The sequence below is a fragment of the Lapidilactobacillus dextrinicus DSM 20335 genome (genome assembly GCF_001436095.1).
Lineage (GTDB): Bacteria > Bacillota > Bacilli > Lactobacillales > Lactobacillaceae > Lapidilactobacillus > Lapidilactobacillus dextrinicus.
This window is the reverse complement of the sequence record NZ_AYYK01000008.1, coordinates 166,529-190,353: the sequence shown is the minus strand read 5'-3', so window position 1 is coordinate 190,353 and position 23,825 is coordinate 166,529. Positions and strand designations below refer to the sequence as shown.

At 37.3% G+C, this 23,825-nt stretch carries 20 protein-coding genes and 2 pseudogenes; 9 read left to right on the top strand and 13 right to left on the bottom strand.

Annotated features, from left to right (window positions below; genetic code table 11):
• Positions 1-9: 9 nt before the first annotated feature.
• From dltC to FC84_RS05285, 5 genes are all read left to right on the top strand, one after another.
• Positions 10-243, top strand: coding sequence for a D-alanine--poly(phosphoribitol) ligase subunit DltC (gene dltC / locus FC84_RS05305; protein ID WP_057756549.1), 234 nt, complete (start codon positions 10-12; stop codon positions 241-243).
• Positions 240-1,508 (top strand): D-alanyl-lipoteichoic acid biosynthesis protein DltD, encoded by a 1,269-nt coding sequence (gene dltD / locus FC84_RS05300; RefSeq protein WP_057756546.1) that lies wholly within the window; start codon positions 240-242, stop codon positions 1,506-1,508. The genes dltC and dltD overlap by 4 nt, the downstream gene beginning before the upstream one ends.
• A gap of 80 nt (positions 1,509-1,588) precedes the next feature.
• Entirely contained in the window at positions 1,589-2,731 is a 1,143-nt protein-coding gene (locus tag FC84_RS05295) for a serine hydrolase domain-containing protein (protein ID WP_162257968.1), read from the top strand.
• Positions 2,732-2,864: 133 nt separating this feature from the next.
• Complete coding sequence (locus FC84_RS05290) at positions 2,865-3,533, top strand: endonuclease III domain-containing protein (protein ID WP_057756540.1); 669 nt, start codon at positions 2,865-2,867, stop codon at positions 3,531-3,533.
• A 2-nt stretch (positions 3,534-3,535) separates the two neighbouring features.
• Positions 3,536-3,874, top strand: coding sequence for an iron chaperone (locus tag FC84_RS05285; protein ID WP_057756537.1), 339 nt, complete (start codon positions 3,536-3,538; stop codon positions 3,872-3,874).
• A gap of 171 nt (positions 3,875-4,045) precedes the next feature.
• Here FC84_RS05285 and FC84_RS05280 read toward each other — a convergent pair whose 3' ends face one another.
• The 9 genes from FC84_RS05280 to FC84_RS05240 all read right to left on the bottom strand — a co-directional run bounded on the left by FC84_RS05280 (position 4,046) and on the right by FC84_RS05240 (position 16,248).
• On the bottom strand, positions 4,046-4,738 hold the full coding sequence (locus FC84_RS05280; RefSeq protein WP_057756534.1) for a methionine ABC transporter permease: 693 nt from the start codon (positions 4,736-4,738) through the stop codon (positions 4,046-4,048).
• Positions 4,739-5,809: a methionine ABC transporter ATP-binding protein gene (locus FC84_RS05275; RefSeq protein WP_057756531.1), complete on the bottom strand. Its 1,071-nt coding sequence runs from the start codon at positions 5,807-5,809 to the stop codon at positions 4,739-4,741.
• A 122-nt stretch (positions 5,810-5,931) separates the two neighbouring features.
• Positions 5,932-6,756: a MetQ/NlpA family ABC transporter substrate-binding protein gene (locus FC84_RS05270; RefSeq protein ID WP_057756528.1), complete on the bottom strand. Its 825-nt coding sequence runs from the start codon at positions 6,754-6,756 to the stop codon at positions 5,932-5,934.
• 475 nt (positions 6,757-7,231) lie between these two features.
• Positions 7,232-8,185 carry an ATP-binding cassette domain-containing protein gene (locus tag FC84_RS05265; protein ID WP_057756678.1) on the bottom strand — a complete coding sequence of 318 codons (954 nt, stop codon included), beginning with the start codon at positions 8,183-8,185 and terminating at the stop codon, positions 7,232-7,234.
• The gene (locus FC84_RS05260) at positions 8,178-9,278 is read right to left on the bottom strand and encodes an ABC transporter ATP-binding protein (protein ID WP_057756525.1); all 1,101 of its coding nucleotides are present in this window, start codon (positions 9,276-9,278) and stop codon (positions 8,178-8,180) included. Before FC84_RS05260 ends, FC84_RS05265 begins: the two co-directional genes overlap by 8 nt.
• A 14-nt stretch (positions 9,279-9,292) precedes the next feature.
• Positions 9,293-10,234 carry an oligopeptide ABC transporter permease OppC gene (oppC, locus tag FC84_RS05255; protein WP_057756522.1) on the bottom strand — a complete coding sequence of 314 codons (942 nt, stop codon included), beginning with the start codon at positions 10,232-10,234 and terminating at the stop codon, positions 9,293-9,295.
• A 2-nt stretch (positions 10,235-10,236) separates the two neighbouring features.
• A complete protein-coding gene (locus FC84_RS05250; RefSeq protein WP_057756518.1) occupies positions 10,237-11,724 on the bottom strand; it encodes an ABC transporter permease in 1,488 nt (495 codons plus the stop codon).
• Between the two features lie 84 nt (positions 11,725-11,808).
• Complete coding sequence (locus tag FC84_RS05245) at positions 11,809-13,809, bottom strand: peptide ABC transporter substrate-binding protein (protein WP_057756514.1); 2,001 nt, start codon at positions 13,807-13,809, stop codon at positions 11,809-11,811.
• Positions 13,810-14,259: 450 nt separating this feature from the next.
• Positions 14,260-16,248: a peptide ABC transporter substrate-binding protein gene (locus FC84_RS05240; RefSeq protein ID WP_057756511.1), complete on the bottom strand. Its 1,989-nt coding sequence runs from the start codon at positions 16,246-16,248 to the stop codon at positions 14,260-14,262.
• Between the two features lie 336 nt (positions 16,249-16,584).
• Here FC84_RS05240 and ypfJ point away from each other — a divergent pair, with 336 nt between their 5' ends.
• Positions 16,585-17,478, top strand: a complete 894-nt coding sequence (gene ypfJ, locus FC84_RS05235; protein WP_057756510.1) for a KPN_02809 family neutral zinc metallopeptidase — start codon at positions 16,585-16,587, stop codon at positions 17,476-17,478.
• Positions 17,479-17,525: 47 nt separating this feature from the next.
• The gene (msrB, locus tag FC84_RS05230) at positions 17,526-17,960 is read left to right on the top strand and encodes a peptide-methionine (R)-S-oxide reductase MsrB (protein ID WP_057756507.1); all 435 of its coding nucleotides are present in this window, start codon (positions 17,526-17,528) and stop codon (positions 17,958-17,960) included.
• Positions 17,961-17,994: 34 nt separating this feature from the next.
• On the opposite strand, the gene FC84_RS05225 is transcribed toward msrB, so the two are convergent.
• The 4 genes from FC84_RS05225 to FC84_RS05210 form a co-directional block, all read right to left on the bottom strand.
• Positions 17,995-18,183 carry a hypothetical protein gene (locus FC84_RS05225; protein WP_057756504.1) on the bottom strand — a complete coding sequence of 63 codons (189 nt, stop codon included), beginning with the start codon at positions 18,181-18,183 and terminating at the stop codon, positions 17,995-17,997.
• A gap of 11 nt (positions 18,184-18,194) precedes the next feature.
• Entirely contained in the window at positions 18,195-19,472 is a 1,278-nt protein-coding gene (locus FC84_RS05220; RefSeq protein ID WP_057756501.1) for an ABC transporter permease, read from the bottom strand.
• Positions 19,465-20,361 (bottom strand): ABC transporter ATP-binding protein, encoded by an 897-nt coding sequence (locus FC84_RS05215; RefSeq protein WP_057756498.1) that lies wholly within the window; start codon positions 20,359-20,361, stop codon positions 19,465-19,467. Before FC84_RS05215 ends, FC84_RS05220 begins: the two co-directional genes overlap by 8 nt.
• 547 nt (positions 20,362-20,908) lie before the next feature.
• Entirely contained in the window at positions 20,909-22,594 is a 1,686-nt protein-coding gene (locus tag FC84_RS05210; protein WP_057756494.1) for a glycoside hydrolase family 13 protein, read from the bottom strand.
• 229 nt (positions 22,595-22,823) lie between these two features.
• Between FC84_RS05210 and FC84_RS05205 the strand changes: the two are divergent.
• Both FC84_RS05205 and FC84_RS08900 read left to right on the top strand, forming a co-directional pair.
• A pseudogene (locus tag FC84_RS05205) lies at positions 22,824-23,449 on the top strand (FMN-dependent NADH-azoreductase).
• A gap of 162 nt (positions 23,450-23,611) precedes the next feature.
• Positions 23,612-23,806 (top strand): annotated as a pseudogene (locus tag FC84_RS08900) (helix-turn-helix domain-containing protein); the annotation flags it as partial.
• Positions 23,807-23,825: the final 19 nt, after the last annotated feature.

The window sequence follows — 23,825 nt, the reverse complement described above, 5'->3', positions numbered from 1 at the left end:
AGATTTATAATGACAGATGCAGAAAAGATTTATGAAATTTTGAAAGATTTAACAGATGAGGATCTTAGCGAAAAAGGCGATACGAACTTGTTTGAAACAGGCTTGTTAGACTCCATGGCAACTGTTCAATTACTTCTAGAAATTCAAACTGAACTTAATGTTGATGTGCCTGTTTCTGAATTTGAACGTTCAGAATGGGAAACACCTAACAAAATTATTGCAAAGGTTCAAACTTTAAAATGAAAAGCACAAAAAAACTTTGGCTGATTTTTGGACCAGTTATTATTGCTGCTGTCCTGGTCTGGGGAATTCTTCTACTCCCCTTAAATCATCGTCGTGTCACTAACACTGATCTCAAACGCAGTGCCGTCTCACTTTCAACCAATGTTTACCACGGCACAATGCTCAAACAAGCCGCCTTTTCTAAAAATTACGTCCCATTCATGGGCTCATCAGAACTACTACGTATGGATCCGCTACATCCTTCTGTTTTGGCTGCTAAATATCATCGTTCTTATCAACCATTTCTTTTGGGTAGTGCAGGCAGTCAATCACTTAATCACTTCTTTGCCTTACAAGGTGTTCATCGACAATTACAAGGCAAAAAAATAGTCTTCATCATTTCACCACAGTGGTTCACTAAACACGGTCAAACGCCTGATGCTTTTGGTTATTTCTATTCACCACTTCAAGCAATTGATTGGTTATTAACAGCTAAAGATTCTGCTTCAACGCGTTATGCCGCTAACCGACTGCTAAGTATGCCTTCTGGTCAATCTAGTAGTGTTATGACTAATGCTTTGCAAAAGGTAGCCGACGGCCAGGAAATCTCCCATTCTGAACAGCTATTTCTAGAATATCGTCGTCGCATGTTACGTAATGAAGATGCACTCTTCTCAAAAATTAAATTAGATCGGCACTGGGAGCGCGTTAAAAAAGGGGAGCGTCAATTACCTACTAAAGATTCCAACCAAATACTCACAACCACCGCTATTCAATTGGCTCAAAAGCATACTAGTAATAATGATTTAGGCATTGATAATCATTTCTACGCCCAACGTTTACGCGGATCGCGTATTAATGCCCTACGAGGTAGCCAAAAGCACTTTGATTATCGTTATTCACCAGAATATAGCGATCTCGAATTATTACTCAGTGAATTTAAACAAATGCATACTAATGTATTATTCGTGATTCCACCTATCAATCAAAAGTGGTCACGTTATACTGGCTTATCTTTACCAATGCTGAAACAGACAGCCAGCAAATTAAAATATCAATTAAATAGTCAGGGTTTTAATCATATTCTTGATATGACGAGCGATTCGCGCGACGATTACATGATGGAAGATACAATTCACTTAGGCTGGTTGGGTTGGTTGAAGATGGATGAAGCCGTTAAACCATTCTTAACACAACCACAAGCACAGCCGCACTATCATTTAAAATCCTACTTTTACACTAAAAACTGGCAGCAAGCATTGCCACAAAAAGAAGGTAGCCATTAGCCATGACCCCGAATTATACGCCCAGGACTACATATCGACGCCAAAAACGACGTCGATATTTTGATAAGTTCACAATTTTAATGTTGATTCTTGTTTTGATAATTGCTGGTTTTAGTGGCTTAGCAGGCTATTTCTATGGTAAAAAGCGAACTGCTATTACTGAACGTCAATTATTTCAACAACAATTAAAAAAGCAACAGCAGCAGTTACAAACGGCCAATCAAAAAGCGCAAAAATTGTCTCTACCTAATTTTTTTCAAACACAATTAAATGCTGTCGCCAAAAAGAATCATTATTTAGGCACCGCAGAAGTTGTTTATCATGGAAAAATAGTGGCAACTTGGACTAGCGGTTACGCTAATTTTGCTAAATTACAGGCTAACACTTTGAATACCGGCTTTGAAATTAATTCGATTCAAAAAGGTATGACCGGCACATTATTGATGCAACAAGTTGAACTGGGCCGGGTAGCACTGACTGATCACCTTAGTCAGTATTATCCCAAAGTTCCTGGTGCTGATCAGATTACCTTGCGCGAACTTTTGAATATGACTTCAGGGTTGTCTACGCCGCACGGCTTTAATAACACAACTTTTACTTCTAATCAGCAATTGATCGCCAACGATATTCCCAAAACTGTTTTTAATCCTAATATGCATTATAAATGGCGCTATCAGGCGATTAATTTCATTTTACTAGCTGGTATCATTGAAAAAGTTAGTCACCAAACTTATCCTCACCTATTTCAAAAGCAAATTATTAATAAGCTCCACTTGAAACACACCGCGTTTGCTTACGCACTGCCTAATCGCTATGAATCGGCAACAGGATACTACTTTAAGACTGGTATGGATCCAGAAACACCTTATTTAAATCCAGCTGTCACTAATGCTGCCCAGCAACATTCCGAATTAGGTACAGGTCAAATTTACATGAGTGCACATGATTTATACCGCGTTGAAAAAAGTTTACTTGATGGTACTTTATCTAAGTTACATCAACAACTGTTCGTTGATGGTAGTACTAGCCATTACGGTGGTGGTTATTATAATTATCTAACTTATAAGGGTACTAATGGTGCTGGTGTTGGCTTTTTATCACGGGTTCATATTAGTCCCGATGGTCAAAATGCGCTCATTTTGCTGTCTAATGTTACCGGACCAAGAATTAACATGGACAATATGTCTAAACCACTAGATCCATTACTATTTCCCAATAAATAAAGCAGAATAAGCCCAGATAACAAGATTCAATCAATTGTTATCTGGGCTTATTTTTTAAAGTTGCGCTATTTCAAATAGCTTTTCTCAACGGTCATTAATAGCATTTATTGAGCTAACAGATTAGAATAAAGACATGGCTAGAAAGCAAATAACACTCGTAGAACTTTACAATATTTTATATGATCATTTGGACAGTACCGGCTGGTGGCCGGCAAGAACTGATTGGCAAATCGTTTGGGGCGCCGTTTTAATTCAAAATACTAATTGGAAAAATGTTGATTATGCATTAGCGGCTTTGCAACAAACAACCGACTTTTTGCCAGCTAATATTCGCCAACTATCTAATTCAGAATTAGAACAAATCATTCATAGTGCCGGTTTTTATGTTCGTAAAGCCCAGACCATTAAAAATTTGTGTCATTATTTTGACACCTATCATGATGATTTAGCGCAATTACGAACATTACCCGCATCAAGAATCCGTCAAGAGTTATTGGCATTATCTGGGATTGGTCGGGAAACAGCTGACACCATTATGTTATACGTTCTCAGTAAAGATACTTTTATTGTTGACGCTTATGCGCGGCGATTGTTCCAACGCCTAGAGGTTAAACTACCGAAGACTTATGACGGTGCACAAAAATTGATTATGCCTGAATTGGCGCCACTAACTTTGCGGGGATTTCAAGAATTACACGCTTGTATTGTGCTGACTGGTCAAGCAATTAAAACTGAACAAGACTGGCAAAATAGTTTTTTAGCACCCTATCAACTACACCTGGCACCAAGAAAAGGAGAATGATAATGACGGTCATTACAGATTATCTAGCAACGGTTCCCGAAGCACACCGCTCCTATGCTACCGAAATGTACGAGTTGCTTAAAAAATTATTGCCTAAAGCAACTGAACGTATTTCTTATGATATGCCTAGCTTTTGGCGCGGTCATACACTCGTTTATTTTGCCGCCGCAAAAAATCATTTGGGCTTTTATCCGACACCACAACCAATCATTGCCTTTGAAGATGATCTCAAGGCTTATAAGACGAGTAAAGGTGCCATTCAATTACCTTATGATCAACCTCTGCCAGCAGAACTGATTACCAAGATTGTTGAGTTCCAGAAACAACGCTATCAAGTTTAAATAAGTCAAAAAATAACCTAGCAAATAAATAATTTGCTAGGTTATTTTTTTGTTTGGCCATTTTAAACCTGCTTAAATTAGCAATGGTTACACATGGAACATTGTCAATTTAAGCAGGTTAATAACAATACTCTTCTGCTTAATAGTTGATTCAAAATTAATGATCAACTTTCAGCGATGATCAATTTTTTTCGCCCATAAATCGCCCAAGCCTTGAATAATAAAGACAATCACTAAAATCAACAGCGTTGCCACAATCGTAATATCATTTTGATAACGTTGGTAGCCTTTGCTAACGGCAATATAGCCTAGACCGCCAGCACCAACCGCACCTGCCATTGCTGTTAAACCAATAATTGAAATAATCGTTAAAACCGAAGTCCGAATTAAATCCGGTAATCCTTCTCGCAAATATACTTTAGTAATAATCGTCCAAGGTCCATAACCCAATGCTTCAGCTGATTCGATAACACCGGGGTCGATTTGTACCAAGGTGTTTTGTACTTGACGTGCATAAAAAGGAGCTGTCCCGATGATTAGCGGTACTAACGCGCCTTTAGGTCCAATGGTGGTGCCAACAATGAACTGCGTAATTGGAAAAACAACAGATAATAAGATGATAAAGGGAATCGAGCGAAAAACATTAACAAATTTATCTAAAATACTATAAACAGCCTTATTAGCCATAATGCCTTGCTCATCATAAATAACCAACGCTACGCCTAATGCTAGGCCAATTAAACCACCAATTAGTGTCGTCCAAAAGGTCATATAAAGTGTTTGCCAGATACCTGTCACCATACCAGTATCGCCGCTCCAATTCTCAACAACATTAGGCATCACTTGATTTAAAAAATTAAGCATTTAGTTGCCCCCCTTATCACCAGATTTAAGCACTGTCACTTGAACATCGTTTTCCTGCATGAAGCGTAAAGCTTGCTGTGTTTCTTTAGGTGTTCCTGATAGAACAACTAATAATTGTCCAACCGGTGTATCTTGTAAAATCTCCAAATTACCGAATAAAATATTCGCACTCACATTAAATTGCTTATATAACGTTGTAATGAGTGGTTGATCAGTTGCTGCACCAACATAGCCCAATTGAACTAGTACCTCTCCTGGTTGAAGATTTTGCACAATTGCTTGTTGTTCCACCACAGCAAGAGACGATTGAATATGTGTGGTGGTATCAATGAAATCTTTCGTTAATTCAGCACGCGGTTGACTGAAAACTTGTAATAAGTCTCCTTCTTCGATTACTTTACCTGCATCCATAACTGCAACGCGATTACAAATTTGTTTAACCGCGTCCATTTCGTGGGTAATCAATACAATGGTTAATCCTAATTTGCGATTCAAATCTGCTAATAAGCCCAAAATCGAAGCAGTAGTTTTAGGATCCAGTGCACTAGTTGCTTCATCTGAAATTAAAATATCTGGACGATTCGCCAACGCTCGAGCAATCCCGACCCGTTGTTTTTGCCCACCGGATAATTGACTTGGATAATCATGACTTTTATCAGCTAAGCCAACTAGTTCTAAAAGTTCAGCAACACGCTGTTGTCGTTCTACTTTAGATAAGCCAGATTTCTTTAAAGCAAAGTCAACATTATCGGCAATCGTCAACGCGTTCATCAAATTAAAATGTTGAAAGATCATGCCAATCTTACGGCGTTTAGTTCGTAACTCCTTAGCGTTAAGTTTTAATAAGTCGGCACCATTAACTTTAACCACTGCCGCTTGATTAGTTGGGCGCTGTAAAAGGTTGATCACTCGCACTAATGTTGACTTCCCGGCACCAGAATAGCCAACAATACCAAAGATATCGCCCTTATTAATTGACAACTGTACGTCATCAACTGCTCGAACTTCACGCTCAGGCTCTTTGAAAATCACATCAATATTTTTTAATTCAATAATTGGTTGATCACTCAAAAATCATCTATCCTTTCAGGTAACTATCCAGACTTTTCAAATCCGCTCTTTTCTGTGTTTACACGAAGTACTTCAATTCTTTGTTACAATTGTTAATACATTCTACGTAAACTAGCATAAATTTACTTGTTAGTCCAAACCGGTTCGGCCGTACCTTTATATACTTTGACAATTGCTTTAGCTGTCGCTGCTGTTTGGTAAGCCTTGACAACTTTTTTATAGGCCTTGTTGTTCTGATCTTTTTTGTTAGCCGCGATAATATTAATCCATTGTTTAGAGCGTTCATTGACTGTTTCTTGATAGATTGCGTCATCTAACTTTAATCCTGCATTAGCAGAAACATCATTCGTTACAATTGCAGCAGTGGCATCTGATAAGGAGCGCGCCGTCTGATCGCTTTCTAATTCGGTAATTTTTAAATGTTTGGGATTTTTAACGATATCTTTAACCGTAGGCAATGCTACATTTTTCTTCAAAGTAATTAATTTAGCCTCTTCTAACACATTTAATGCCCGACCTTCATTAGTGGCATCATTAGGAACAGTAATTTCATCGCCTTTTTTAATTGCTTTTAGACTGTTAATCTTCGTTGAATAAAGATTTAATGGCGCAATATAGGTCTGCCCAACTACAACAATATTTGTTTTATGTGCTTTATTCCAACTATTTAAGAAGTTGTAGTGTTGGAAAGCATTTAGATCAATTTGATGATCTGTTAAAGCTTTATTTGGTGTGTTGTAGTCAGAGAATTCTTTTAATTCCAAATTAATATTCTGTTTTTTTAATTTAGCTGCTATCGGTTTCCAAATGTCTTCATCAGAACTCATGATACCTACCTTGACAGTTGTTGTATTTTTAGCCGCGGCTTGTTTGCCACAACCTGCTACAATCAATCCTGCTAATAAAACTGTTGTTCCTGCTAATATTTTTTTAATTGTTTGTTTCATTTTAATTTCCCCCATTAATTTCAATCTTCATAAAAATTTTTGTAAATAAAAAGAGCCCGTTTCTAAATTAATAGAAACGAACTCTGTCGTGATTACCATTCTAATTCGAGCCAGCTTTGCAGTTAACTCCTCGCCAACGTACGGAAGCATCCGGAATACTTCGATACGCGTGCACGATAATGAGTGCCAAGCCATCATCACTTTACTTTCGTTCAGCGATGCCAATCACCGAGCCATTTTCAAAAGATCATAACTACCTTGCTCTCATCAAATACAAGTTTTCTGTACAGTCTTAATCAATTTACTTACTCGTTCAATTTGTTTACAAAATGAATTTTTATATTGGCTTAACTTTACCTGAGGATAAATCGACTGTCAAGCATTTTAATTAAAGATTTTTATTTTTTCTCAGAAAGTACCCAGATTCAACAATAAAAAAAGAACTGACCTATAATGGCCAACTCTTTTTTAATGGCTAATGAGCATGTGCTTTAGCCAAACGATTGCGATAAAGATCCTCTTCTTGTTGATTAGCCCAGACGAAGTGTCCTGGTCTAATCTCAACAAATTTCGGTTTATCGGTCTCATAATGGTGTACGCTCATATCATAAACCGTTAATTTCTTTTGCTTAGCTAAGGCAGGATCTGGTACCGGCACTGCCGAAAGAAGTGCTCGAGTATACGGATGAATTGGATTAGTGAATAATTCTTCCGTTTCTGCCAGTTCAACAATTTGTCCTAAGTGAATCACGGCGATGCGATCAGAAATAAAGCGCACTACTGATAAATCATGGGCAATAAACAAATAAGTTAAATTGTCTTCCCGTTGGAATTTCTTCAGCAAGTTTAATACTTGCGCCCGAATTGACACATCTAAAGCCGAGATTGGTTCATCAGCGACGATTAATTCTGGTTCCATAATTAATGCCCGTGCAATCCCAATCCGCTGCCGCTGGCCACCAGAGAATTCATGCGGATAACGATATAAATGTTCAGGCAATAGCCCAACCGACTCAATCATTTGCGTCACTTTATCAACGCGGTCTTTTTCATTTTTGAACAGATGAAAATTAATAAGACCTTCCGAAATAATATAATCGATTGTGGCCCGTTCATTTAAAGACGCTTGGGGATCCTGGAAAATCATTTGAATTTTTCGCGTTAAGTTATGTTTTTCTTCGTTACTTAGCTTAGGCTTATTGATCTTTTCGCCATTGAAAATAATGTCGCCGTCACTAGTTGGTGTAATACCCATGATGGCACGACCAATAGTTGTCTTCCCAGAACCTGATTCACCTACTAAGGCAAAAGTTTCGCCTCGATAAATATCGAAGTTGGCATTTTTGACTGCGACAAACTTATTCTTACCAGAGCCAAAAGAAATTTCCAAATCTTTAGCTGAAAGTAATACGTCCTTATCTTTACTCATCGTCATCTGAGCCACCTCCCATTTCTAGTTTTGCAGCAGCATCTGAAGCCTGCATATCCAAGAAACGTTGGTGTAGATTCTGAATTAAACTAGGCTTTTCAACTTTTGGTGCTCTTGGATCAAGCAACCAAGTTTTAGCATAATGTGTCTCTGTTACTTTAAACATTGGCGGCTCTTCTTCAAAGTCAATCTTCATCGCATAAGGATTACGTGGTGCAAAAGCATCACCTTTAATATCTTTATACAAAGATGGTGGCGTACCCGGAATAGAGAATAATTCACCGCCACGTGTTGCTAACTGTGGTAATGATGACAATAAACTCCATGTATAGGGGTGGCGCGGATTATAGAAAATCTCATCAGCCTTACCATATTCGATAATTTGACCGGAGTACATAACGGCGATGCGATCGGCAATTGAAGCCACAACACCCAAATCATGCGTGATAAAAATCGTCGTGAAATGATATTCTTTTTGTAATTCTTTAATCAAATCTAAAATTTGCGCCTGAATTGTAACATCCAAGGCTGTCGTTGGTTCATCACAAATCAAAACCTTAGGCCGACAAGCCAAGGCAATGGCGATAACCATCCGTTGTCGCATACCACCAGAATATTCAAATGGATATTCGTTATAACGGTCAGCTGCATTAGGAATTCCTGTACGAGCCATTAAATCAATCGCTAGTTTTTTGGCTTCTTTAGCGGATTTACCTTGATGTTTGATAATAACTTCAGAAATTTGTGAGCCAATCGTTTTGATAGGATCAAGACTAGTCATGGGATCTTGGAAAATAGTCGCAATTTCCTTACCACGAATCCCAATCCAGTCCTTGTCTTTCTTTAAATCGCTGAGGCGTTTGCCATCATAATCAATTGTCCCGTGAGTAATCCCACCGTTGGACTCTAACATCCCGGTAAAGGTTTTAGTTAAAACCGACTTACCTGAACCAGACTCACCAACAATCGCTAATATTTCTTGGTCATGTAGTTCCAGAGAAACATTACGAATGGCCCTTAATTTGCGGCCACGAACTTTGAAGCCGACTGATAAATCTTTCACGCTTAAAATACTTTTTGCATCGTCAGACATAAATGTTCTCCTTTCTACATATGAGTTCTTGGATCTGAGGCATCAGCTAAGTTCTGACCAACAATATACAGTGAGACTGTAATCATCGCTAATACTAAAACTGGTAACCAGAATAAGTAAGAATAACTTGTCATGTAAGGCGAATATTGAGAGATCAAACGACCTAAAGAAGGAACGTCTGGACTCAAACCAACACCTAAGAATGATAAGAATACTTCGTAACCAATGAACGAAGGTAATAGTTGAGAAATCTGTGTCACAATAACTGACGTTAAATATGGCAAGATGTTACGAATGATTAAACGATTCATTGGTGTACCCAATGTTCGTGAAGCCACATTATATTCGCGATCACGCATAATCATAACCTGAACCCGAATGAAGTAAGCCGTACTTAACCAACTCGTTACAGTCATGGCAAAGATTAAATTCCAAAAACCATTACCAAAGGTATAAGACAAAACAATAATAATTAACAGTAAAGGCACGTTAGAAATAATATTGTAAAGTTCCAACATGAATCGATCAATTTTCTTAGAACTACCCCAAACGGCACCAACAACGACCCCAATAAAAGTCGTAATTAAAGTTGCAATCACACCAATAGAGATTGAAGTTCGTGCACCTGCCCAAATGGCATCAAATAACGACTTACCATCAGCATCAGTACCAAACCAGTAGGTAGCATTAGGCCAATTGTAACGAGCAGCAAAATCATTAACCTTAGAAACATCCATTAAGTTATAACCACTAAATAGTGGTTGAATAAACGACATCAATAAGATAATGATAACCAAAATCAGCATCGCAATTGTGACTTTATTAGAGAAGAATTGTTTAGCGACAGACCCCCAGTAAGAGTACTTAGGTGTGTCGATCTTTTCGGTAATCCGATTATCAACTTCAACAAGTGTGAAATCATCATCATGGTTTAATTTATTTGTTGTGTCTGCCACTGTTAATCATCTCCCGTCTCAAGTTTGATTCGTGGATCAACTAGCGTCATCAAAATATCACCTAATAGCACAGAGAAGACTGCAATTGTTGTGAAAATGAAGACTAATGAAATTACTAGCGGGTTATTATGAGCAATGATTGAGTCAGGTAACATTTTACCCATACCAGGCATTGCGAAAATCGTTTCAGTCATTGTTGCCCCAGTAATTAAGCCAATGATCTGGCCAGGAATACCTTGGACAATTGGAATTGACGCGTTTTTGAGGATATGTTTCCGATAAATCTCGCCATCGTCAAGTCCCTTAGCTTTAGCAAACTTAACATAGTCCGATGATTGTTGATCAATCATATAACGTCTGAACCAGATCACCATACTAGAAACTGATAAGAAGCCTAAGATGAAGGTTGGTAATACCCAAGAATTAATATTTTCTGCCCCTAATGTTGGGAATGAATCTGGGAAACCAAATGCAGCACTACCGACATAACGGAAAGCATATATGAAGGCCAAACTTGGTACAGAAATTAAAACAGTGACAATCCCAGTACCAATTTTATCAAAGAGTCGACCTTTGAAACGTGCCATCAAAATCGCCATCGGAATCGAGATAATATAAGTAATCAATAAGGCGATCATTCCTGATTTGAATGAGGTACCAATCATGGAAGGATCCGCATAGTTCTGACTCGTCTTAGTGTAGTAATCACCGTAACGTTCTCTGGCCATGTCATCTTGCTTAGCAACAGGTTGATATTGGCGTGAGTAAATATTATCAGAACTATTTAATTTTTGACCATTAGAGAAAGTATATTCTTTTGAAACAGCTTGGCCTTGACGTTGGCCTAATACGCTAGAAACAGGTAATCCAGCATAAGTTGGATAAGAGGTTCCTAAATTGATATGAATAATATTTTGGTGGATAAAGGGGAAGGAACTATTGAAGTAAATTTGATATCTGTACTTCGTTCCTGAACCGACTAACGCAAATCCTGCTAATTTATCATTTTCAAAACGTAAGTAACGTTTTAAATTAGGATTTTTAGGATCTTTCACTGCCCAAGGATGATCAATCTCAATTAGATTGCCGTAAAAACGGCCTAATCGCTCCAATAAGGGCAAGTCACGCGTGGCGTAATAATCCTTACTCTCTTCATAGCGATGAACCTTAAAGCCATTTTTCTTAGCCCAGGCATCAATTGCTTTTTTATTTTCAGCCGTATGTGCAGAAGTGACTTCTTTGTCCTTAGTGCTGGCTTTTGCAATTAATGATTTTGTATCTAAATATTCGATATAGTTCATCTTGCTATAAGCATTATCCATGTAGTCGGTCAACTTATCAGGATCTGATTTTAGTTTGCTGACCATAGCATCATTTTTGAAAACATCGCGTCTTGGCACTAACGAATAAATGATGATATAAGTCAACGTTGTTACTAAAAAGATACTGACAATTGATCGGATTATCCGGAAAAATAAGTATTTCTTCATATCAATTGTCTCCTCCTTGTTATATTTACGAAAAAAGGCTAGTAAAACGCTAGCCTTCTCCCCTCCATCTTTAATAGTGCTTAATTATTTAGAAGCTTCTTCTTTAGCGATTTCTGCACGCTTAGCTAACCAAGCTTTATGTGCTTTATTTTGTTGGGTAATTGTTACTGGCTTAGCTTGTAACTTAACACCTTTATAAGATGCACTGATGCCTGGTTGAGAATTACTTGATGAATACAGACCAGATTGGGCATAAATACCTGTATAAGGAACAACGTTTGTTACGACTGGTGTACCACCTTGTGAGTTCGTTGTAATTTGAATACCACTATTTAATAACCAAGCTTCGGCTTTAGCAAAAGCGGCATAACGAGCATTAGTATCATCGGTAATCGCATCTGCCTTAGCTAATAAATCACCATATTCAGACATATTAATTGCTTTCTTAGCTGCGGCATCACCGGCAGTCTTAGAAGCACCAACATCTAAGCCTAAATTCATTAAATTAGAACCTGAATTAGGATTGTAGATTTCCAAATATGAAGAAGGATCTTCAAAATCTGGTGTCCAACCTGAAGCATTACTAATATCGTAATCACTAGCCGCAGCAGTTGTTGCTTGGTAAGTTGCTGCTAGATATTTATCTTCAGATAACAATTGAATATCAACGACAACATTATTTTTGCCTAAGTTCTTTTCAACTGTACTCTTGAATGACTTAGCTTTATTTAACGTCAACGCCGCTTTTTGATCAGCAGGTAAATCTAAGTGAATTGGGAACGAAACGCCTTGCGCTTGTAATTCCTTTTTAGCCTTAGCAAAATATTCTTTAGCTTTAGCAGGATCGTAGGTGCCATCTTGCGCATCAGCTAAATTAACATTACCAAATGCTGCTGAGTCATATTGAGCCAAATCTTTGGCAACAGCATCACCATAATCTTTACCATCAACTTGTACGAAGCTTGGTGGTGTTAATTCATTACGTAATGATTTAGCAGCACCATCATTACCAGTTGATTGGGCATTATAGGCAGCTTTATTAAAACCAAAGCGAATAGCCAAACGGAAATTACGATTTAAAATTGCTTTCTTTGCGTCTTCTTTAGCTTTTGTAGTTTTCTTAGAAGTTGCGTTATAACTTTGACGATTTAGGTTAAAGACAAAGCCATAATTTGAAGAATCTTGGTCGCCCCAGATGATATTATCCTTACTGTTCTTAACAACATTCTTATAATCAGCTGACGTTGGATAAACACGTGATTGTGTGAAATCACCTTTAATGTATGACTTATACAAGCCATCCGGGTTACTACCATCGTTATAAGTTAATTTGATATCGTTTAAATACACGTGTTTCTTATCCCAATAATTGGCATTCTTCTTATACTCAATGACTGATTTAGAAGTGAAGTTTGAAAGAATGAATGGTCCGTTGTAAAGAATACCGTTCGTTGAAGCATTACCAAAGTTTTTACCCTGTGATTTTAAGAATTTAGCATTAACAGGGTACATAACGCCATAGGTTAATTTAGAATTCCAATAGTTTTCAGGTTTATTCAAAGTATATTGAACGGTTTTATCATCTAAAGCTTTAACCCCAACTTTAGAGAAGTCTTTGGTTTTACCACTCGCGTAATCATTCAAACCAACAATACTATTTTGAACAATATATAAAGTTTCAGATTTAGCATCAACGGCGTGTTTCAACCCGGTCACAAAATCTTTAGCCGTGACCTTGGCATAAGGGTTGCCTTGACTATCAACCCAGTTAATGTTGTTACGTAAATGATAGGTATAGGTTTTACCATCCTTACTAACATCCCATGACTTAGCCATGGCCCCAACTAAACGACCATACTTATCATTTTCTAACAAACCATTAACAAAGTTAACCAAGTGATCACTGTTAGTTGCCCGTGATGTTACAGTATAGTCAAAATTATCTGGATCTGTTGAGTAAACATAATTGTACTCGCTAGTCTTACTATTACTACTACTTGAGCTGGATTTATTACCACAAGCTGCTCCCATTAAAGCGATCCCCACTAACATTGCAGTGAGCAAGCCCTTCTTCTGCCACTTCATATAAAAATACCTCCAACCTATATTTATTCTTCTAACTTGCCAAATTTCCTTTGAGAAACGAAATACTTAATCGTTTTAGAAATTGGTAAAATAATACAATTATTAGAGTTTGATGTCAATAGTATTTGACGATACATTTAATTAACGCCGTTATCGATAAGCGTTATCATCGTTATCATAACAAAGCATAACATCCTCACTTAAAAAATACTATTTGAACATTTTTTAATGATTAAATGATGAATGATCACCTTAAATATTCAAGTTAGTTATTTTTTTATTAGAGCTCAATGAGCAATTATAATAATCGTTATTTTAAATAATAGGTTAGAAAAATCAGGTTAAAATCTCAAGATAACTAGCGTACAGAAATCGAGCATCAGGATAGAAAAAGGGATGGGGAAATTCCCCATCCCTTTTCATCATTCACTCATAATTAACTAGCGTTAATTATTTGTCTGCAGTTTCTTTAGCAATTTCTGCGCGTTTTGCTTCCCACGCTTTGCGTGCTTTATTACTTTGCGCTGTTGTAACAGGTTTAGTTTGTAATTTAACACCTTTAAAGACCATGCTAGTAGAGCTTCCCGAATAGAGTCCGGATTGTGCATAAGCTACTGTATATGGTACGACTCTAGTTACACTTGGTGTTCCACCTAATGAATTAACCGGAATCTGAATACCACTATTTAATAACCAAGCTTCAGCTTCAGCATACGCTTGATAACGAGCGTTGGTATCTGTAGTAATTGCGCTTGCTTTGTCTAGCAGCTTAACATATTCGTCCATACCGAGCGCCTCTTTAGCAGCTGTATCACTGGAATTACCCTTACCCAAGTTCAAACCAATTGTCGTTAATTGAGCACCAGTATCAGGATTATAAATATCTAAATATGAAGATGGATCATCATAATCAGGGCTCCAACCAGAAGCATTACTAATATCAAAGTCACTAGCAGCAGCCGTAGCAGCTTGATAAGTTGCTGCAAGATACTTATCTTCAGACAACAGCTGAATATCAATCACTAAGTTGTCAGTCCCTAAATTCTTCTCAACTGTACTCTTAAACGATTTAACCTTATTTAAATTCAAGGCTGCTTTTTGCTCAGCTGGTAAATCTAAATGAATAGGGAACGATACACCCTCTGCTTCTAGTTCTTTCTTAGCTTTGGCGAAATATTCCTTAGCTTTAGTAGGATTGTAAGTGCCATCCTGCGCATCGCTGAGATCAATATCACCAAAGGCAGTACTATCTAATTTAGTTAAGTCTGTTTTAACAGCATCACCGTAAGGCTGTCCATTAATCTGAACAAAGTTTGGTGGCGTCATTGTGTTACGCAAAGACTTTTCAGCAGCATCACTACCTGTTGCTTGAGCATTATAAGATTTTTTATCAAAAGCAAATTGAACAGCTAAACGGAAATTACGATTCAAAATCGCTTTCTTTGTATCTTCTTTAGCTTTTGTTGTCTTCTTAGAAGTATCATTATAGCTTTGACGGTTCAAATTGAATGTAAAGTTATATGTCGTTGCATCCGGATCAGACCAAACAATATCATTCTTGCTTTGTTTCAAGACATTCTTGTAATCAGCCGATGTTGGATAAACACGAGCCTGAGAATAGTCGCCTTTAATATATGATTTGTACAAACCATCCGGATTACTACCATCATCATAAGTCAACTTAACATCTTTGATATGAACATCTTTTTTATCCCAGTAATTAGGATTTTCTTTATATTCAATGACTGACTTAGATGTAAAGTTAGCCAAGATATAAGGCCCATTGTAAAGAATACTGTCAGCAGAAGCTTTACCAAAGTCCTTACCCTGTGACTTTAGGAACTTAGCATTAACTGGGAACATCACCCCATAAGTTAATTTAGAATTCCAGTAGCTTTCTGGTTGGTTCAACGTATATTGAACGGTATTATCATCTAGAGCCTTAACACCTACTTTAGAAAAATCTGAAGTTTTACCAGCAACATAGTCACTTAACCCGGTAATGCTATCCTGAACCACATATAAAGTCTCAGATTTAGCGGCTACCGCATGTTTCAGACCAGTAACGAAATCTTGAGCTGTCACTTTATCGTAAACATTGCCTTGACTATCCACCCAGTTAATTCCCTTACGTAAGTGGTAAGTATAAGTCTTACCATCATCACTAACATCCCATGATTTGGCCATTGCCCCAGTTAAACGACCGTATTTATCATTTTCTAATAAACCATTAACAAAGTTAACTAAATGTCCACTATTAGTAGCTCGTGAAGTTACTGTATAATCAAAGTTATCCGGGTCAGTACTATAGACGTAACTATACTGGCTATTTGCTGAACCGGTCTTGCTTGATGCTTTATTATCGTTGCCACAAGCCGTTGCTAATAGTGCAACGCTAACCAAAGCAACTGTTAACAAACCTTTTTTCTTCCATTTCATTTAACTATTCCTCCCTGTTATCTACTGCCAAGTCGTTCAATTTATAAGTTGTTAAAATAATATAATTATTAGAGTTTAATGTCAATAAAATTATATTATTTATTTTTATTTTTTTGTAGTTTTATCGAAAAATCTTGTTATAATAACGTTTTTAAATAACATGTTCTAAAAATATATTTATTTTCATGGTTTTAGATTAGAAAAAATATCTATTTTCTAATTTTTTGATTATTATTTTTTTTAGATAACGGTTATCAGCATAATTAATTCATATTCTTTGGCCTAGCTTGCCTTATCATTTAAAATTAAAGGTGAGATAAAAAGGAGGGGAAGACAATGCGTTGGCGAGGCAACCGACAAAGTTCAAATGTAGAAGATCGTTCTGGCAGCAGCGGTCAATCTATCGGAAAAGTCGCTACTGCTGGTGGAGGAATTGGTGCATTAGTGATTGCACTGATAGTTTTCTTTGTTTCCGGTGGCAATCTGGGAACAGTCACTGATACTTTAGGTGGTAATATTGCACCAACAGCTTATGAGACGACAAATACCGTCACTAAAGATTACACTGAGCAAAAAGAATTTGCAGCAGTTGTATTTGCTCATTTAGAGGACTACTGGAATCAAGAATTCACAAATAGAAATACCGCTTATCAAAACCCTAAGTTGGTGCTATTTAGTAATAGTGTCAACTCTGCTTGTGGTCAAGCCAGCTCTCAAGTCGGACCGTTTTACTGTCCTGCAGATCAAAATGTTTACCTAGATTTGAGTTTTGCTGATGAATTATCAACTAAGTACGGTGCTACCGGTGATTACGCAATGGCCTATGTTATCGCTCACGAAGTTGGTCACCATGTTCAAAATGAACTAGGCATTTCTGATCAAGTTGATAAAATTCGAGATCGTGTTTCAACAACAGAGTATAACCAGTATAGTGTTCGGCTAGAGTTACAAGCTGATTACTTGGCCGGATGTTTCTCTAAATATTTAGCTGGACGAACATATCAGGGTCAACCGATCTTAGAGGAAGGTGACCTTGAAGAAGCACTCACTGCAGCTAATGCAATTGGCGACGATACCCTGCAGAAAGAATATCAAGGTTATGTCGTCCCAGACAGCTTTACCCACGGTACTAGTCAACAGCGAATTAATTGGTTTAAACGTGGCTATCAGTACGGCGACTTAGAACATGGCAATACCTTTAACGAGCAAAATCTCGATTTAGCTTCTTAGTTATTTTTGAAATACTCTTCGTACTAATCCAAAAGGAGTGGTAAAAAATGGCAAATAATTCTAACTTTCAAGAACAAAAAAATAAGCTAACACCGTTACAACGCGCCGTCACGCAAGAGGCACAGACAGAAACACCGTTTAGCGGACAATATGATGAGTTTTATGAGCCCGGTATTTACGTTGATGTGGTTAGCGGCGAGCCATTATTCTCATCGCTAGATAAATATGATGCTGGTTGTGGTTGGCCTTCATTTACCAAACCCATCACTAAATTAAAAGAATTACGCGATACCAGTTTTGGCATGGAACGAACAGAAGTCAAAAGTAAACAAGCTAATTCTCACTTAGGTCATGTGTTTACTGACGGTCCTCAAGCCCAAGGTGGTTTACGATATTGCATTAATTCTGCGGCCCTAAAGTTTATTCCCGTTTCGGAATTAAAGGCCGCTGGATATGGCGATTATTTAGAACTGTTTCAATAAAAATAACCCCGGACAAAATTGTCCGGGGTTATTTTTATTTTTTACGTGGATGGAAAATTGCTAGTGTCGTCAATAAAATACCTAGTATCAGCAATAAAACCATTGGTCCATTTAGAACACCGTTTTTTAAATAGTCTTTGACAACTAAATAGCCGCCTAAACTCCAAATAAAGATCGCAATATAAATAATTAAAGTCGTGTTTGAATTTGGTTGCCGTTTCAAAATAAAATCCTCTAATTCTTGCGCTTACGATTAGTTAAAATATTAAATGAACTCCGCATAGATTGCCAAACATTACCATCAGAATAAACTAACACGTTAGCACGATAAAGTGTCAATGAGACGAAATAAAGTAAAATCATGACAACAATTGAAATAGCCAACGAAATTAACGCTTCACTCGTGCCTGCAGCTTCAGTTGCTAAACGCACCGGCATTACTATTGGTGACAGCAATGGAATATAAGCCGTTACTTTAACGATGAAATTATCAGTACCGTTCGCCGCCATTAAACCAATGACATAAGCAAATACCGCAAAGAGACTAATCGGTGTAATCACTTGTTGAACTTGCTCAACTGCTGAGACCAATGATCCTAACATCGCCGCTAAAACAGTATAGGTTAAAATTCCGATAATGAAAAATGCAATGGTTATTAAAATTTGCGTTGACCAAAAACTTGGCAATTGTAAAGACGCCAATAATGCCTTAATTTGTGGGTACTGTTTTGCAATAATTTGATTAACAAAAGAACGTCCGCCCACAAATAACACGGCATAAATTAATAATTGTGTCAAAATCAGTGCGAAAATACCACAAATCTTACCAAGAAATTGCGTTTTAACATCAATACTGGACAAGATAATTTCCATAATGCGCGTTCCTTTTTCAGAAGCCACCTCACTGGCAATCATACCGGCATAACTCATAATGAACATCATCATGATCACAGCCGTAGCAGTAGCCATAACGACATTCACTGCGCGTTGATTATCATTACGCGCAACTTGCTTACCATCCTTAAAAGAAACCGACTTTTGTTTAGTCTGAACAGGTTGCAATAAAGTAGCTAACTGAGCCGAGCTCATTTGTAACCGCTGAGCTTGATATTGTAAGTTAAGTTGCGTGAATTGTGAGTTTAATTCTGTAAAAGGCAAACTTTGACTGTCTGTCCGAGAAATATAATTGACCTGTAAATTGTTTTTAACAGTTCTTACTGTAGCGTAGCCGTCAATTTTATCTTGGCTAAGTGCTTTTTTGGCTGCCGCCTCGGTTTTGATTGATTTTTTAATCTTCAAATCCGCAACTTTAATCTGATTTAATGCTGGTTGCAACTCAGTCTGTGGCGTAACTAATGCCACGGTCACGTCTTCTTGACTTTTAGCAATGAAGAAGCCAATCAATCCGCCAATTGCTGCAATAACGATTGGCGCTAAGACCATCCAAATAAACGCCCCACTACGCAAATTTTTTAAATAAACTTGACGGAAAACAGTTTTAAATTTATGCATTAGGAGCACCTGCTTTCATTTTAAAAATCTCTTCAAGTGTTGGTGGTTGTTGATTAAATTCAGGAATATAACCATTTGCCGTGGCCAAAGTGAAAATCTTCTGCCCGACAGTTTCATCGGCTAAAGTTAATTCAAGCCGTTGACGTTGTTCTTTAACCTCAATAACGCCCTCAATAGCTCGAACTTGTTCTGCAGACAAACCTGATTCTAAGTATAATTTCACCCGACCAAAGCTTTGCCGTACATCATCAACGGTACCGTGCAATACCATTTTACCTGAACGTAACATGACTAATTGATCGCTCACCTGCTCAACATTGTCCATATTATGATCAGAATAAATAATCGCCGCTCCTTGTTTCTTTAATTCTAAAATCCCCTCACGCAAAATACTGACGTTGACAGGATCAAGGCCACTAAATGGTTCATCTAAAATAACCAGTTGCGGTTGATGAATTAACGTGGCAATTAACTGTACTTTTTGAGCATTACCTTTAGATAAATCTTTAATTTTGTCTGTAGGTTTAGCCTTCACCTCAAAGCGTTCTAGCCAACGTGGTATTTCGCGCCGAATGTCTGCTCGTTTCATGCCCCGCAACTCCGCAAAATAAACAATTTGGTTTTCAACGGTCATCTTAGGAAAAAGTCCGCGCTCCTCAGGAAGATAACCTAATTCATCATATTGAGCTTGCGTAAATGGCTGATCGTTCCAAGTAATCAGGCCCCGATCTGGTTCAATAAAGTTTAAAATCATTCGAAAAGTTGTTGTTTTACCGGCACCATTTTGCCCAATTAATCCCAAAATTTTGCCATGTTGCACATCAAATGTGACATCATCAACGGCCTTCATCTTGCCAAACGACTTAGTTAAATGCTGTAAAGATAACATCTTAATCCCCACTCCCCCTGTACCTCTATTAACACCATCATATCTTATTACTGCTTACTTCTGCCAATATTAACAAAAATCGAACTTCAAAAATACTTTTTTGAATCTATTTAGAAATATTTCTAAATAGATTATGGCATATTCTCAAAAAATTACAAGTCAATAATAATCGTTGCTCTAGTATCTTTAGACAACATTGATTTCATCATATTTTGATAGGATTTAATTAGATCCTCTGAATCAATAAGCCGTGAAATTTTAATATGACAATAGTCGTAACGCCGTATCGGTCGTTAGTCTGATTTTGATTTGCTTAAGGTTTTCGTCACAATTTCTTCACATTTACCCGTTATATTGTACTCATAGCTGATAAGGATTACCCCTTCCTTTGAAGCTAGCCCATAGTAATGACCCAACTTTTTCATTTCATTCTTACTCCTCCAAAGACAAGAATGACCAGTAGAGACCTCCTCTACAAAACCCCATAAAAAAGAAACCCACCAGTTGCCCGCTGGTGGGTTTTTGTTTGTCTAAATTTAATCACGAATTAAAAATCAAAGACTGTTCGTTGTTGATCGACTTGGCGATTTGGATAAAGATACGCTTTTGCTTCATATGGACGCAATGTTTGACCTTGATTATCAGCATAATTAGAGATCAGGGTTTCATGAATTGTTGCTAACTTTGGCAAATCACAAGTTACTGTTTCATCAGTAAAGTTGCTGACTACCAGTAATGTTTGCTTATTGTCATTGCGTTTGTAAACCCAAAGACGCTCATCGTTTGGTAATAACAGTGAATAATTACCATCAACAATAACTGGGAACTGATGACGCAAGCCATTGATTCTCTGGTAGAAATAGTAAATTGAGTTCGGATTCATTAAAGCTTTTTTTGCATTGACTGTCGTGTAGTTTGAATTAACTGCAATCCAAGGATCAACACCCTCTTTAGTAAATCCAGCGTTGATTTGATCATCCCATTGCATTGGTGTCCGGGCATTATCACGAGACATCCTATGCGCTGCATCAATAAATTCTTGATTAGACAAAACATGACGATTTTCAACTAAATCGCGATAAGCATTAATTGCCTCAATATCACGATAATCAGTAATTGAATTGAAGTCATAATTATTGGTCATGCCTAGTTCTTCACCTTGATAAATATAAGGCGTGCCTTGCATGAAGTGTAGCGTTAAAGCCAACATTTTGGCAGATAGGACGCGATATTCCTCAGTAGTATCATTACCAAAGCGAGAAACGACTCTTGGCTGATCATGGTTATTCCAATAAAGTGAATTCCATGCTTTGCCATGTAACTCTACTTGCCACTTACTCATAATTTGTTTCAATTCAGACAATTTATAAGGTTTGGGACGCCATTTACCAAGTTCAGGATCTTGGTCAACACCCATATGTTCAAACTGAAAAATCATATTTAATTCATGTCGATCAAAACCAGCATAATTAATGGCATCATATGGTTTTACATCTGGCGTTTCACCAACGGTAATTAAACGGTCATCGTTTAAAACTGACTTGTTCATTTCTTGTAGGTATTGGTGAACATACGGTCCGTTAGCAACGGCACCACCTTTAGTAATATCAAGGGGTTTAGAAATCAAGTTAATGACATCCATTCGGAAGCCATCCACACCCTTATCTAACCACCAAGCCATCATTTGATAAATAGATTGCCGCATGTCGGCGTTAGTCCAATTCAAATCTGGCTGTTTCTTTGAGAAAAGGTGTAAATAATATTGGCCAGTTTTTTCATCAAGTTGCCAAGCAGAACCGCTGAAAGATGATTGCCAATCGTTAGGCTCATGTCCATCAACTGGATCATGCCAAATGTAATAATCACGATATTTGTTATCACGACTAGAACGACTCTCAGCAAACCAACGATGTTCATCAGATGTATGGTTAACAACTAAATCCATCATAATTTTGAGGCCACGATGATGAGCTTTGGCTAATAATTCTTCAAAGTCAGCCATTGTTCCAAAATCTTTCATGATCTTTTGATAATCTGAAATATCATATCCGTTATCATCATTAGGTGATTGATAAATTGGGTTAAGCCAAATTACGTCAGCACCTAACGTTTTAATATAATCTAAATGTTGAATTACGCCTTGCAAGTCGCCAATCCCATCATGATTCGTATCTTGGAAACTCCGGGGGTAGACTTGATAGACAACTGCTTCTTGCCACCAATGCTTTTTCATCATGATACCTCCAACTATTAATTATCTTTAGATTAGTTGAATTAATGTTCCTTTGCAAGCATGACAGATAGGTTTTACTGATTAATTTTTTTGTGATGAATTTTAACAATTTAAAAAAAATTAACATTTCTTACAATTAGTAAGAAATCTATTGCTTTGTTTTATTAATAGCGCTATTATTTACATGTTTAAATTTTTGTTAGTTATTTCACAGCTATGGAGGTTCATGGTGTCAAAAGTATTAGTTATTAAGGCCCATCCTTATGGGGCTGATAAATCAAAAACGGTTAAGGTATTGTCTGAATTTATGGAAACTTACCATGCCAAAAATTCTAATGATGAGATCACCGAACTTGATCTCTATCGTGATTTCATTCCCGAAATTAATAAAGATATCCTCGATGGCTGGGGTGCTTTAGCTAATGGTGCGGAATTCTCATCATTAAACGAAACGACGCCCAACAAAAGGATATTGCCCGGATTAATGAGTTGACTCAACAATTTCTCGACACTGATAAACTCGTTATTGCTAATCCATTATGGAATTTGGGTCTTCCTTCAAAACTTAAAAATTGGTTAGATACAATTTGTGTTGCTGGTAAAACATTTAAGTATACTGATCATGGTCCAGTTGGCTTAGCCACAGGTAAGAATGCTGTCCATATTCAATCTGCTGGTGGTAATTATGCCGGCCATGATTTTGCAACGCAATATATTTCTGGATTACTCACTTTCTTAGGTGTTACTACAGTTCAAAAGATTGCAATTGAAGGTATCGATTATGCCCCTGAGCGCCATGATGAAATCATGAGCGCTGCTATTACTGACGCTAAACAAATTGCAGAAAAATTCTAAATAGTCACGCAATATTTACAGTTAACAAACTTGCCAAGCTCAATTTTTGAGCTTGGCTTTTATTTCATCATCGTTATAACGACGCAGCTTTATTAAGCCCTATTTAATCACACCAGTTGCTGAAATTGCTACGAGAAGTTGCCTTAATAGTTTAAAAAGTGCATTCATCAAAAACATGTTGCTCGACTTTTACTTAAATTCAAGCGACACTTATCGCAAGAAGAATTAGCGGATCAACTATTTATTTCACGGCAAGCTGTTTCTAAGTGGGAAAATGGCGATGGTACGCCTGACTTAGAAAAGTTAGTCGCACTAGCCACCATCCTCAATGTTAGTCTCGACGAATTGGTACTTGGTTAAGTTTCCAGTTCAACAA